This is a genomic window from Flavobacterium quisquiliarum (assembly GCF_019308285.1).
Lineage (GTDB): Bacteria > Bacteroidota > Bacteroidia > Flavobacteriales > Flavobacteriaceae > Flavobacterium > Flavobacterium quisquiliarum.
Window position 1 is genome coordinate 85,310 of the sequence record NZ_WWEM01000033.1, and the last position, 13,881, is coordinate 99,190.

The window sequence follows — 13,881 nt, forward strand, 5'->3', positions numbered from 1 at the left end:
GCTTCTTCATGTAATTTGCTAACCTCTCAAAATCTTACCTTTTGCAAAATGTTTTTTGCTTATTTTGAATACATTTTCATAAAAAACCGCTTTCTATCTAAAAATAAGTTTTGAGTTACATCTTCAACTGTGTCTTGCTTATTACGGAAACAGTCTTATTTATCAAAATAAAAACCCGTTTCAGATGTTATCTGAAACGGGTTAATTCTTTATTGGCAATTCTTATTAAACAAATTCTGCTTCAAACAACACAGTAAAATGTTTGATGATTTTAGCTTTTACTTCTTCTTCATCAACCTTTTCTACTCCAAGTTCGACGTTTAAAGAAGTTACGCCTTTTCCTCGAATACCGCACGGAATAATATTATCAAAATATCCCAAATCGACATTTACGTTTAAAGCAAATCCGTGCATAGTTACCCAACGCGAAGCACGAACTCCCATAGCGCATATTTTACGGGCAAACGGAGTTCCCGCACCAAGCCAAACTCCTGTTTCGCCTTCACTTCTACCCGATTCTAAGCCGTATTCTGCCAAAGTAAGAATGATAGATTCTTCCAATAGACGTAAGTATTTGTGAATATCAGTAAAGAAGTTTTCTAAATCAAGAATAGGATAACCTACAATTTGTCCCGGCCCGTGATATGTTATATCGCCACCACGGTTAATTTTATAGAAAGTGGCTCCTTTGGCTTCTAGTTGTTTTTCGTTTAATAATAAATTCTCAAAATCGCCGCTTTTACCCAAAGTATAAACATGTGGATGCTCTACAAATAATAAATAATTTGGCGTCGGCAGATCAAGTTCTTCCCTTCTGTTTTTGATTTTTAAATCGACTATATCTTTGAAAAGTTCTTCCTGATATTCCCAGGTCGATTTATAGTCTTTATTACCCAGATCCTGAAGTTGGATTTTTTTATTCATTTTAATTATTTTTCAAACTCAACATCGAAGTTCAGTTTGTCTGGATTCTCCATATAATCCGTAAAAGAGTATTGAATTGTAATTGATTTTCGATCATCGCTAAACAATGCATTTGGATTAGAGACTTTCTTAATCTTTTTTGGAAAATTATATTTTACAATGTAATTAGACGAGGCAAACATCATTTTGCTCATATCTGGTGTAGAATCTTTTTTAATCTCAGCCAGTTTTTGCTTATCTATTACTGCTTTTCTGGTAAATTTCTTTCCGTCGTAAGTGTAACTTAGTTTACTATTATTGTTTCCGAAACCACTCCCAAGAGGACTAGCATTTGCAGTACCTTCTAATTTCTGAAGTGCACTTATGGTTTGTAAAATATCTTGTAATTCATTTACATTTTTAAAGTCTGTTGCAAAATTCATTAAAAACTGCTTTTTCTCTGAACTCATTTTAGTGCTCACTACAAAATTTTCCAATTTTTTTAATTCTTTTTGAGCTTCTGGGGACAATTTAGCAATACTGTCTTTTTTCTCTTCAAACAGTTGTTTGAAAGTAAATGTAGAATCAATGTCTTTTTTAGCATCAGCTCCCATTTGGCTTCCTATTTGGTCGCCCGCCATTTCCATTAAAGCAGAACCGTCCATATCTACAGAGAATTTTCCAGTTCCGTTTTCATTAATCGTAATGTTTTCAGTGAAAGTACAGCTAGTTAAAGTTGCTATTAAAAAAGAAAAACTAAGTAGTTTATATAATTTCATAAGTATCTAATTTTTCATCAAAGATACGAAGTTTTTTAGGTTCTGTGGTCCTAAGGAACTAAGCTTCTAAGTTTATCTAATCTTTTACCTATTTTATATTATTCTAAAATCACTTCCAGATTCGTCATTTCCGGATTGCGTAAACAATCTGACAATTTAAATTCTAATGTTAAAGATTTTTTATCCGAATTGATAACCGCTTTTGAGTTGGAAACTGATTTTATTTTTTTTGGAAAATGATACTTTAATAGATATGATTGTACCAGTTTTGAAGAACCGTACTTCTTCTCAAAATTTTCGGCTTGTGATTTTGCTTTTTCTAATTCAGCTGTATTGATAATTGAGACTGAACGTTTGAATGTTTTTCCGTCAAATTCATATCCTATTCTAAAATAATGCTCTTCTGCGGTTAAAGCATAATTGTGCTGAATATCTGATGTATAATCTTCTGTCTTGAACAAATCCGGAATTTCAGAAACTTTATCAAAATGAAGTGCAAAAGCGGTTCTGAATTCTTTTTCATAAGAACTTCGTTTGATCTGCGCTTTTACATTAGCATATTTTTGAAACAACTGCTGCTCTTCTGGTTTGTATTTCGCAAAATTCTCCTTGTATTTTGCGATGTAATCTTTAAAAACATAAGTAGTATCCTGAAACACATTTTCTTTCGAATATTCTTCGCCCGCCAATTGCATATAACTATTTTCTTCTCTCTGCTGTACAATTTCTATATCGCCACTCCCATCAGAATTGATTGTAATGGTTTCGGTTATTTGACAGCTTGATGCTAAAATTAGAATTAATACAATTAATAAATATTTCATTTTTTGTAAAAGGTTTTGATTTTAAAAGATGCTAAGATAGTTAGTTCTATATTTAATTTTCTTACAATATAAACTTCTTCTAAAAACAAAATCTTCTAATCTAGCCCCGATAGAAGCGGTATCCTTTTTCTTGCTTCTTTAGCAAGGAAAAGATACAAGCGGATAGCGGGACAGAACGTTCTTGATAAACCTTAAATTTCTGCTACAAAAAACCTTAACAGTTTGAGTGGAAACTTGAAACAAAAATTTTATCTTTGCACACTTAAAAAAATAGCACAAAATGGCATTATCAGAACAAGAAATCATCAGAAGAGAAAAACTTCAAAACTTACGCAATCTGGGAATCAATCCTTATCCAGCTAATCTTTTTCCTGTAAATCATACTTCGAAGCAGATAAAGGAAACTTTTGAGGAAGGTAAGAAGGTTATTGTTGCAGGACGTTTGATGAGTGTTCGTGATCAAGGTAAAGCTTGTTTTGCTGAATTACAAGACAGTGAAGGACGTATTCAATTGTACGTAAATCGTGATGTTTTATGCGAAGGCGACGATAAAACTTTATACAACCAAGTATTCAAAAAATTAACTGATTTAGGTGACTTTATTGGTATTGAAGGTGAATTGTTTACAACTCAGGTTGGTGCAAAATGTATCCGTGTTAATGGTTTTACTTTCTTGAGTAAAACATTACGTCCGCTTCCGTTACCAAAAGTTGACGAAGAAGGAAACGTTCACGATGCTTTTAATGACGCTGAGTTACGTTACAGAATGCGTTATGTAGATTTAACAGTAAATCCACAAGTAAAAGAAACTTTCCTTAAGAGAACTAAATTGTTCACTGCAATGAGAGAGTATTTTAACAATGCAGGATATCTTGAAGTGGATACTCCGGTTTTACAATCCATTCCTGGTGGTGCTTCGGCAAGACCTTTTATTACGCATCATAACTCGCTTGATATTCCGCTTTACATGCGTATTGCGAATGAGCTATACTTAAAAAGATTGATTGTTGGTGGATTTGAAGGTGTTTATGAGTTCTCTAGAAACTTCCGTAATGAAGGTATGGACAGAACGCATAATCCTGAATTCACTGCAATGGAAATATATGTAGCTTATAAAGACTACAACTGGATGATGGATTTTGCAGAAGGCTTATTGGAGCATTGTGCAATTGCAGTAAATGGCACAAGCGAAGTAACTTTTGGCGAGCACAAAATCAACTTTAAAGCGCCTTATGCGCGTGTTACAATGACCGATTCTATCAAACATTTTACTGGTTTTGATATTTCTGGAAAAACAGAACAGGAATTGTTTGAAGCGGCGCGTGGAATGGGAATCGAAGTTGACGAAACAATGGGTAAAGGAAAATTGATTGACGAAATTTTTGGGGCTAAATGTGAAGGAAATTATATTCAGCCAACTTTCATTACAGATTATCCTAAAGAAATGTCGCCGCTTTGTAAAGAGCACCGTGACAATCCAGATTTAACGGAACGTTTTGAATTAATGGTTTGCGGTAAAGAAATTGCAAATGCTTATTCTGAATTGAATGACCCAATTGATCAAAGAGAGCGTTTTGAAGATCAAATGCGTTTGGCAGCAAAAGGTGATGATGAAGCAAACGGAATTATCGATGAGGATTTCTTAAGAGCACTTGAATATGGTATGCCTCCAACTTCTGGAATGGGAATTGGAATGGATCGTTTGATTATGTATTTAACTAATAATGCTTCTATTCAAGAAGTTTTATTGTTCCCTCAAATGCGTCCAGAGAAAAAACAAGCTCAGATCGAATTAACTGAAGAAGAAAAAGTTATCATTACTTTATTGAAAGGTAACGAAAATAAAATGGATTTGTCTCAGCTAAAAGTTTCTGCTAATTTAAGCGGTAAAAAATGGGATGCTTCAATGAAAAATTTATCTAAACACGGTTTGACAAAAGTTGTCGTTGACGGCGAGTTTAAATTTGTGGAATTGGTGGGGTAAATTTTGTCTTATTTTATTATAAATACAGCCCAGCAGGTTCAAATCTGCTGGGCTTTTTTATATAAATTACCTAAACAAAAAATAGATTAATTATGAATAATAAAGAAATTTATCAATTAGATGAATACGAAATAGTTATCATCAAAAAAAGTGAAGATGATATAAAAAACGGAAGAGTTATATCACAAGAAGATTTAGACAGAGAAGATCTAGAATGGCTGTCAGAATAATTTGGACTAATACCGCAGTTAATCAAAGAAGAAAAATATTAAATTATTGTAATTAAAAACAAATCAAAATTAGGTAAATATTGAACACAGAATTGATTTTAATTTTACTTTTTTTTAGCAAACAAATTACTACATTTGAAAAATAGTTAGACTTGATATCAAGTCTATTTTTTTTTAACCCAAACCCATTCAATTAACATTTTTCAACCAATACTCTAAATGAAAATTAGAAAAATCGCCCCAAACGAAGACTTGGCATCAGCAACAAACAAGAAAAAAAGCAATCGCTACAAATTTGTAATCATTGGTATTATCTTTCTCGCAGCAGCAGGATTTTTAGGATTTAAATATCTAAAACCTAAACCTGAAGCTGTTTGTTTAGGCACAGATACCAAAATCTACGATGCTTATAAAGACGCAGTTGTACTTATAAAACATAGATATGGCTATTTTGCTAAAATTAACGGGAAAGAATTTCAGCTTACTTCTGAAGATGCTAAGGAAGAGACCATTTACGGAACAGGCTTTTTTGTAGACACAAACGGAGACATGATAACCAATAGACATGTTTTAGAGCCATGGTCTTCATCAGATGAAGAAAGCGCTAAAGTAAATGCTACTATGCGAAATCTAAGAATGAAGATTGCTTCTATTCTTACTAAAGAGGTTTCTGCAGATGAATATGAAAGCTTTATTGAAAGAAATTGGACACATGCTTCCATCTCATATAATGAAGGTGAAGAAGAGGGAGATTATGACGAATCGGGTGAGGAAACTACTGAGTCAGCGGGTGAAGAATTTGTTAGTTCAAACGAAACAGAAACCGCTACTGATACATCATCGACAGATATTGCAGCATCAATTCCAGTAAAAGAATATGTTTCTATTGATGAAATTGAAGTATTTGTAAAAACCTTGGATATTGAAGTGGCTCTACATGATTCTGATAGCGAATGGCTTAATTGTGAGGTTAAAAAAGTATCTGAAGACAGCAATGTTGATTTAGGCATTTTACAGCTGGCTGATCATAGAACTCCAGGAACTGTTAGCAACGTAATCGATCTTGAGAATGCTGTTGCCAACGATTCTACTTTAGCACCCGGTCAGAAAGCGATAATGGTAGGCTATCCTCTTGGAATGGATTTGGCACAAACCAATTCAGGTATAAAAGTACAACTTTACAATGGTCAGATAAGTAAAGAATCAGACGGCAATAAAATTCAATACAGCATAACTTCTACACATGGTGCCAGCGGTGCGCCAGTCTTTAATGAATGTGGCCAGTTGATTGCGGTAAATTTCAGTGGAGTCGATCAGGTTCAAGGTATCAATTTTGGAATTGTGGCTAAACATATTAATTCTCTTTAATTTAAAAAAAGATCAAAAATACTTTTTTAAAACAAATGAATTTTCCTACGTTTATAGCCAAATAAAAAATCACGTTTATTAATCATGAATAAAATTTTTACTATTTGTGCACTACTGTTTTCTAGTGCCGTTTTTTCACAGATTCCAAATCTGGATGTCGAAAACCAGAAAAAGAATTCTGTAACCTTGCAGGATTTAAAAATCGAAACTAAAATTTTAGGAAATCTTGCGGCAACAACTGCAACTTATATATTTTACAATTCTGGAGATAGAATTTTAGAAGGAAAACTTACTATTCCGTTGCCTGAAGGCGTAAGTGTAAGCGGTTATGCTTTAGACATCAACGGAAACTTGAGAGATGCTGTTCCAGTTCCAAAAGAACGAGCTAAAGAAGTATTTGAAAGTATTGAAAGAAGAAATGTGGATCCTGGTATTATTGAAAAAGTAGAAGGAAACAATTTCAGAACCAGAATCTACCCTATTCCAGCTAGAGGCAGCAGAACGATTCAGATTACTTATAATCAGGAATTAAAAAATACTGCTACTGATTATCTGTTTTTTTTAAGTTTTGCCAATGCTGTCAATATTCCAAAATTTAATTTAAAAGTATTGATTAATGAAAGTCTGACGACTCCTAAAATTACGGAAAATCCAGATGGAAGTTTTGCTTTTCAGAAAAAAGGAAATCAATGGATAGCTGAAATCAGTAAAGCGAATTTTACACCAAATGAAAGTCTCAAAATAACGATTCCAAAAGTTAATGAATCTTCAAGTGTATTGCTTCAAAAAGCTTCTGATAATAAATTTTATTTTGCGGCAAGTGTTTCGATGAATTTCCCCGTAAAAGAAAAAGCAAAATCTCAAAAAATTGCTATTATTTGGGACAACTCATTCAGTGGATCAAAAAGAGATCATCAAAAAGAACTGGACTTTCTTAATGCTTATTTTTTAGAGAACAAGAACATTGCAATATCTTTTGTCCTTTTAAATAATATTCTCGAAAAAACAGAAGAATTTACTGTTTCTGGAGGAAACTGGAGTGCATTAAAAGAAAGAATTCTTAACCTGAAATATGATGGAGGAACTGACTTTGGTGCTTTAAAAGAAATACCGCAAATAGATGAATATCTTTTATTTTCTGACGGAATTTCAAATTTTGGCGATTTAACTTTAAAATTTAAAAAGCCTATCAACAGCATTACAAGCACGCCAACTTCTGATTTTAATCTGTTGAAACTTTTGGCTTCACAATCAGGAGGAAATTTCATCAATCTTAATGAATTAGATACGCAATCTGCTTTAAAAACATACAATAGACTTCCTATTCTATTTTTAGGTTTTAAAGAAACCAATACTGCTCAGGAATTGTTTCCAAATGTTGGAACTGCTGTAAACGAACCTGTCAATATATTTGGAATCTCATCTTCAAATTTGGGTAAACTTACTGCTGTTTTTTCAGTAGGAAATAAGAAATTTGAAGTTCCTGTAGATTTTAGTAACGCGGTACAAGTAGATAATTGGCCTATTGCTCAATTTTGGGCACAGCGAAAAATTAATGATCTTGAACTTAATTCGACTCAAAACAGCGATGAAATCAGAAACTTGAGCGAGCAGTTTGGAGTAGTAAGCAAAAACACCAGTTTAATAGTATTAGACGACATTAATGATTATGTACGTTTCGGCATCACTCCTCCTCAGGAATTATTGTCAGAATACAACAAAATCGTTTCGCAGAACAAAAGACAAATTTTAGAACAAAGAAAAAATCTGCTGTCTAAAGCTTTTGATAAAACACGTGAACTAACAACCTGGTGGAATTCTGAATTTAAACCTACAGAAAAAAAACAATATCCTACAGTTTCTAAGCAGTCACAAAAATTGTCTTCAGAAGAAAGTGTTGTTAGCGATAACGCTGTATATTCCGCAGAAAGAGAGAGCAGGTCAAGCGATAAAAAAACATCCACTGGTAAAATAACTTTAGTAGATGTAGAAAGCACTCAAGAGTATATGAAGGATTTTCAGTCTTTACAATCTCCCGAATTGATTTACCAAAAATATCTTGAAAATCGTCCTAAATATGAAAAACAGGTAACTTATTATTTTGATGTTTCTAAACTGTTATTCAGAAAAGGAGACAAGGTGCTTTCTTTAAAGGTTTTAAGCACATTAGCCGAACTTGATTTAGAGAATGAAGAATTATACAAAACAATATCTTATCTATTGAAACAGAGAGGTAATTACGACAAAGAATTGTGGATTACCCAAAAGATTCTAGAATGGAGACCGTTTGATCCTCAAAGTCATAGAGACTATGCATTGGCTTTGGTTGACAATAAAAAACCTCAAGAAGCTCTTAATGTCTATAAATCTATGCTTTATCAGGAATATACGGATGAGATTTCTGTAAGAGATACTGGTATTGAAGAGATTTTGATCATGGAAATCAATAATATTTTGAGCCAAAACAAAAACGTTGATGCCAGCAAAGTTGATGATCGTTTAAAAGCAAATCTTCCTATAGATATTCGAATTGTGATTAACTGGAATAAAGACAATACAGATATCGATCTTTGGGTTACAGATCCAAGAGGCGAAGATTGTTCTTACTCTCATAGATCGACTGAAATTGGAGGAAGATTAAGTAACGATTTCACTCAAGGTTTTGGCCCTGAACAGTTTTTACTTAAAAAAGCGATCAAAGGGAAATATAAAATTAAAACTAACTTTTTTGGTGAGAGACAGAATGTTCTTTCTGGCCCAACGACCATAATGGCAGAAGTATATCTTCATTATTCTGATGGAAGACAAGAGCGAAAAATAGCTGTTTTCCAAAGTCAGAAAGAAAACAAACGTGAAAACGACAGTAAGATTCTAATTGGAGAATTTGAATTTTAGAAAGTTAACTGATTTCAAACCCGACAGGTTTTTAAAACCTGTCGGGTTTATTTTTTAAAACGAATACTTCTCACTTTTTTTATTCGTAATATCTAGAACTTTTGTATTTTCTTTTGGAACCCCTTTCACAATTTCGTGAACCGATGGATTCGAAGGATATTTTCCACTTTTCATTTTTAGAAGATGAAATTTCCCACCACTTTCAAAAATCAAATCATAAAATTTTTCAGTTGATGAAGTAGTTACATAAATTGGAAAATCGGTTACCGTGAATTTATTGATCAAACTTCCGTCATTATTCAAAATATATCCCGAACAGCCTCCGCTTCCGCAGAAATAGGAGTTGGAAAAACCAACAAAATATTCGTTTTTCTTATCGTTATTTAAATCAAATTCTTCGTAATAAAAGTAACGATCCTCTTTTGTCAGTGCAGGAAGATCATTTTTTAATAAAATATTTAATTCTTTCCTGATTAGTTTAACTGCTTTATCATCTCTTGGTGGAGCATCGCTTAAATCTGCTGTTCCTCCTATTGTTTTAGATAAAGTATCCTGCACAATCGTTTTGACAATATTTTTTGAATTGTCTTTATTTTGACAGGAATAAAATGCCACGATTCCGATTAGAATTAAAATTTTACTTTTCATAATAAGTTAATTTAATGATTTTCTAAACCGAAAGATTTTAAAAACCTGTCGGGTTTGCCAATCTAATTCAATTTCAATTTAGACTAACAACGCTGCTTTATTTTCAATATCATTTTTTTCCAACAATGACTTTATATTATTAAAAGTCACTAAAGCAATCTGCGTTAAAGCTTCATTGGTAAAAAACGCTTGATGTGCTGTCACCAAAACATTCGGAAAACTCATTAAACGCTGAATGGCATCATCTTGAATGATATCTGCCGATAAATCTCTAAAAAATAGTTTTTCCTCCTGTTCGTAAACGTCTATTCCTAAATAACCGATTTTTCCTTCTTTCAAGCCTTCAATAACTGATGAAGTTTCGATTAATCCTCCACGACTGGTATTAATGATCATTACGTTCTCTTTCATAAAAGAAAGCGAAGTTCTATTGATCAGGTGTTTTGTCTGATCGTTCAGCGGACAATGCAATGAAATTATATCACTCGATTTAAAAATCTCTTCTAAACCAACAAAAGAAACACCGTCTTTGACCATTTCTTCATTTTCTACAATATCATAAGCCAAGACTTTACAGCCAAAACCTAATGCTATTTTAGAAAATGCTTTTCCTATATTTCCAGTTCCAATAATTCCAATTGTTTTTCCAAATAAATCAAAACCTAATAATCCGTTTAAAGAGAAATTTTGTTCGCGAACTCTATTATAGGCTTTGTGTGTTTTTCTATTTAAAGTCAAAATCATAGCCATAGCATGTTCTGCAACTGCTTGCGGAGAATAAGCTGGAACACGACAAACTTTGATATCGTGTTTTTTTGCTGCTTCTAAATCCACATTATTAAAACCAGCACAGCGTAAAGCAATAATTTTTACATTTTTGTCTGCCAATTGTTTGATTACTGTTTCGTTCACAATATCATTTACAAATACGCAGACAATTTCGCATTCTTCAATTAAAGCAACAGTCTGTGAATTTAATTGTGTTTCAAAAAAATCTAGCTGAAAGCCAAAGTCAGCATTGTATTTATTAAAGAATGCTTTATCGTAAGGCTGCGTCGAAAAAAAAGCTGTTTTATTCATAAATGACTCGATTAAATTCTCAGTTTAAAATTTGTTTGTACCTTAAAAATAAGAAAATATCTTCAATACGACAGAAATAAAACCATTAATCAACTACTTTTCAATCTGTTAAATAAATTATAAATCTAATCTTCATTTTAAACCTATTGAATTTGATAAAGTCTAATCAGAAACAATTAAAAAAACTTGAATATGAAAAAATTATTTATCGCAGCTATGTTATTTGTTGGAATAGCAAGTTTTGCACAAGACATGGACCAAAAGCCATCACGCGAAGGCAGAGAAAGAATGACTCCAGAACAGCGTAATGAGAAACAGCTTCAAAAACTAACTTCAGAATTAAATTTAGATGCCAGCCAGCAAGCTCAGGTTAAACAACTACTAGCTGACAGAAGTGCCAAAGCTGAAAAATTTAGAGAAGCGAGAAAAGAGAAAAAAGATAGTAACACAAAACCAACTGCAGCAGAAAAGGCCGCTTTCAAAAAACAAATGGAAGATGAAGTAGCTGCAAATGATGCCAAAATGAAATCAATCTTAAAAGCCGATCAATACACAAAATGGAAATCTTTGCAGGAAGAAAGAAAAGACAAAATGAAGGATAAAATGAAAGAACGCAGAGAAGATAAAATCTAATTTGGTTTATAAAAAAAGAGGCTTAAAAAAGCCTCTTTTGTTTTTCTTACTTTACAGGATTCAATATCAAATCTATTCTTTTTATACAATCTTCATAATGATATTTTGTTTCCGTATTAATCCCTGTTGCTTTTGCCGTAACAAGCGATTTTCTTAATGTTGTTAATTCGCCGCGAACCAAAGCTCTTAAATCAGATTGTCCAGTGTTGTAATAAACAAATGATCTGTCATTTGGTTTAATTTCTTCTGTCATCAAATAGCCCATTCTGTCAATGTAGGCACGCTGTAAATTTCTTCGATAAACCGTTACATTTCCTGCAACTACAGATTCTTTCCAAATTCCTTTGCGAAGATCTTTGAAGAAATCTAAAGCTTTGTAATTATCTCCGCTTAAAATTTCGTTATCCATTAATCTTCCAATTCTTCCTAAAGTCATTAAATTATTCAGTTGTCGCACTTGAAGGTTTCTAAACTTTTCTGTATAACCTGCAAACTCTGTATTTTGCAAGGTTTTAGTATTTACAATCCAAGTTGGCGATTCAAAAGCATTTTTCTGAAGCCAGTTCATTGCTTCCATTTGTTTTACTTTTGGAACTACTTCATAAACGCTTCCTGCCTGATTTGGCTTTTTGGTATTTTCATAGATTCCTCCGACATTCGTTACCACATGACCAACATAACGACTCCAACAATCTAAAAGTTCCTTATATAATTCATCTAAATCTTCGTAATTATTAGTTGCGGTACTAGTCCATTCGCTAAGATGACCGGCAACGTATTCCAAATTTTTAAGTCCATAAGAACTTGCTTTCATGGAGTTATTTCCTATGTCTTCTGTTTGAGAAGACGGATCAAAAGCACTGCTTTGTTTTCCAAATTTATAAATCGGGTTTCCTGCTTTTTCTAAGATCCATTTATCCAGAGTTGGCACTTCTGCTTCAGGAGATTGTGCAGTCGGAATTACTCTGTATCCCCAATTTAAAGCATAATGATCATAAGCTCCCATTTTTCGTATAAAACGGATATTTTTATCTTCTGGTTGTGCAATATAATTGAAACGAGCATAATCCATTATACTTGCAGAAATTCCGTTTTGCTGGGTAAAATCTCCGTTTCTGTAACTTTCTACATCATAGGCACAGCTTGCTCCCATATTATGTGGAAAACCTAAAGCATGACCGACTTCATGAGCAATAACCATTCGCATCATTTCGCCCATTTCCTCATCGCTGGTCTGCAAAGTTCGTGCTGAAGGATTTGCCGCTCCTGTTTCTAATAAATATCTATTTCTGTAAGAACGTAAATGATTGTGGTACCAAATTACATCACTCTCAATAATTTCTCCAGTTCTCGGGTCAGAAACACTTGGTCCAACCGCATTTCGGGTTGTACTTGCGACATAACGAATCACAGAATAGCGAACATCTTCTGGGCTGAAATCAGGATCTTCTTCTTTTGTCGGAGCATCTTTTGCGATGATTGCATTTTTAAATCCTGCGGTTTCAAAAGGTTTCTGCCATTCTTCAATTCCTTGTTTAATGTATTTTTTTAATTTTTCAGGCGTTGCTGGATCTAAGTAATACACAATTGGTTTTATAGGTTCTACCAATTCTCCTCTGTTATACGCTTCCGGATCTTTTGGTTCTAATCTCCAACGTGTGATGTAGGTTTTTAAATCCGATTTTAATTCATTGCTTCCGTAATCATATTGACTAACTGTAAACCATCCTACACGAGGATCAGCCAATCTAGGTTTCATTGGAACTTCTGGCAATAAAATCATAGATTGATTCATTTGAATACTGATTGATTCTGATGCTTCTAACATTGAAGGCTTAGATGCATTGTAAGTCATATCTTGAACTACTTCGATATTCATTGGAAAACTTTTCATTGCTGTAATAAAAGTTCTCGAATCATCTAAACCTCTTACTTTGTAGGTTTCACGCATTTCTGCTGAAATACCACTGATTGCTTTTACATCTGTACTGTAAAATTTAGTGACATCAATAACTGTATTTGCAGAATCTTTACTGAAGGCAACAATATCAAAAGCATATAAAGTTGGCTCATAATTATTGGCTTTAACTGAAATGCTAATTGGCAGTGTATCATTGGCCACCGAATTATAAGATTTTGATTTAATTAAAATTTTATCCTGAAAACGCTGCCAGACAATTAACTGCTCATTGGTTTCAGAACCTGCATTGACATAGCCTCCTCCAAGATTAGAAGGTAATTTTGCAAGTCGGCTTACTAATAACATGTCTTTGTTTAAATATTTATTCGGAATTTCGAAATAGTATTTTTTATCAACTTTATGAACTGTAAAAAGTCCTTCGTCTGAAAGGGCATCTTTAGTAATTACTTTGTTGTAATCTTTGATTGAAGATTCTGGTTTCTTTTCTGGCGGAGCCGCAGTTACTTCTTTTTGATCTTTTTTCTTTTTGCTTTGAGCAAATTGTTGTGAAGGTAATAGCGTAAAAACAGCTATCGTAGATAAAATGAAAAATTTCTTCATTTCAATGTTGGTTTAG

The 13,881-nt window shown here is 33.1% G+C and carries 11 protein-coding genes; 5 read left to right on the plus strand and 6 right to left on the minus strand.

The window, feature by feature from the left end:
• Positions 1-225: 225 nt before the first annotated feature.
• The 3 genes from lipB to GSY47_RS15725 form a co-directional block, all read right to left on the minus strand.
• Entirely contained in the window at positions 226-924 is a 699-nt protein-coding gene (gene lipB / locus GSY47_RS15715; protein WP_179001120.1) for a lipoyl(octanoyl) transferase LipB, read from the minus strand.
• A 5-nt stretch (positions 925-929) separates the two neighbouring features.
• Positions 930-1,682: a hypothetical protein gene (locus GSY47_RS15720; RefSeq protein ID WP_179001122.1), complete on the minus strand. Its 753-nt coding sequence runs from the start codon at positions 1,680-1,682 to the stop codon at positions 930-932.
• A 98-nt stretch (positions 1,683-1,780) separates the two neighbouring features.
• Positions 1,781-2,506 carry a hypothetical protein gene (locus GSY47_RS15725; protein WP_179001124.1) on the minus strand — a complete coding sequence of 242 codons (726 nt, stop codon included), beginning with the start codon at positions 2,504-2,506 and terminating at the stop codon, positions 1,781-1,783.
• A 280-nt stretch (positions 2,507-2,786) separates the two neighbouring features.
• Here GSY47_RS15725 and lysS point away from each other — a divergent pair, with 280 nt between their 5' ends.
• The 4 genes from lysS to GSY47_RS15745 all read left to right on the plus strand — a co-directional run bounded on the left by lysS (position 2,787) and on the right by GSY47_RS15745 (position 8,983).
• Complete coding sequence (gene lysS, locus GSY47_RS15730; RefSeq protein WP_179001126.1) at positions 2,787-4,490, plus strand: lysine--tRNA ligase; 1,704 nt, start codon at positions 2,787-2,789, stop codon at positions 4,488-4,490.
• Positions 4,491-4,582: 92 nt separating this feature from the next.
• On the plus strand, positions 4,583-4,720 hold the full coding sequence (locus GSY47_RS15735; protein WP_179001128.1) for a hypothetical protein: 138 nt from the start codon (positions 4,583-4,585) through the stop codon (positions 4,718-4,720).
• Between the two features lie 219 nt (positions 4,721-4,939).
• Positions 4,940-6,088 carry a S1 family peptidase gene (locus tag GSY47_RS15740; RefSeq protein ID WP_179001130.1) on the plus strand — a complete coding sequence of 383 codons (1,149 nt, stop codon included), beginning with the start codon at positions 4,940-4,942 and terminating at the stop codon, positions 6,086-6,088.
• 84 nt (positions 6,089-6,172) lie between these two features.
• Complete coding sequence (locus GSY47_RS15745) at positions 6,173-8,983, plus strand: VIT domain-containing protein (protein ID WP_179001132.1); 2,811 nt, start codon at positions 6,173-6,175, stop codon at positions 8,981-8,983.
• A gap of 54 nt (positions 8,984-9,037) precedes the next feature.
• Here GSY47_RS15745 and GSY47_RS15750 read toward each other — a convergent pair whose 3' ends face one another.
• Entirely contained in the window at positions 9,038-9,631 is a 594-nt protein-coding gene (locus GSY47_RS15750; protein WP_179001134.1) for a hypothetical protein, read from the minus strand.
• Positions 9,632-9,709: 78 nt separating this feature from the next.
• A complete protein-coding gene (locus GSY47_RS15755; protein WP_179001136.1) occupies positions 9,710-10,711 on the minus strand; it encodes a 2-hydroxyacid dehydrogenase in 1,002 nt (333 codons plus the stop codon).
• A 192-nt stretch (positions 10,712-10,903) separates the two neighbouring features.
• Here GSY47_RS15755 and GSY47_RS15760 point away from each other — a divergent pair, with 192 nt between their 5' ends.
• Complete coding sequence (locus tag GSY47_RS15760) at positions 10,904-11,344, plus strand: hypothetical protein (protein ID WP_179001138.1); 441 nt, start codon at positions 10,904-10,906, stop codon at positions 11,342-11,344.
• Positions 11,345-11,390: 46 nt separating this feature from the next.
• On the opposite strand, the gene GSY47_RS15765 is transcribed toward GSY47_RS15760, so the two are convergent.
• The gene (locus GSY47_RS15765) at positions 11,391-13,865 is read right to left on the minus strand and encodes a zinc-dependent metalloprotease (protein ID WP_179001140.1); all 2,475 of its coding nucleotides are present in this window, start codon (positions 13,863-13,865) and stop codon (positions 11,391-11,393) included.
• Positions 13,866-13,881: the final 16 nt, after the last annotated feature.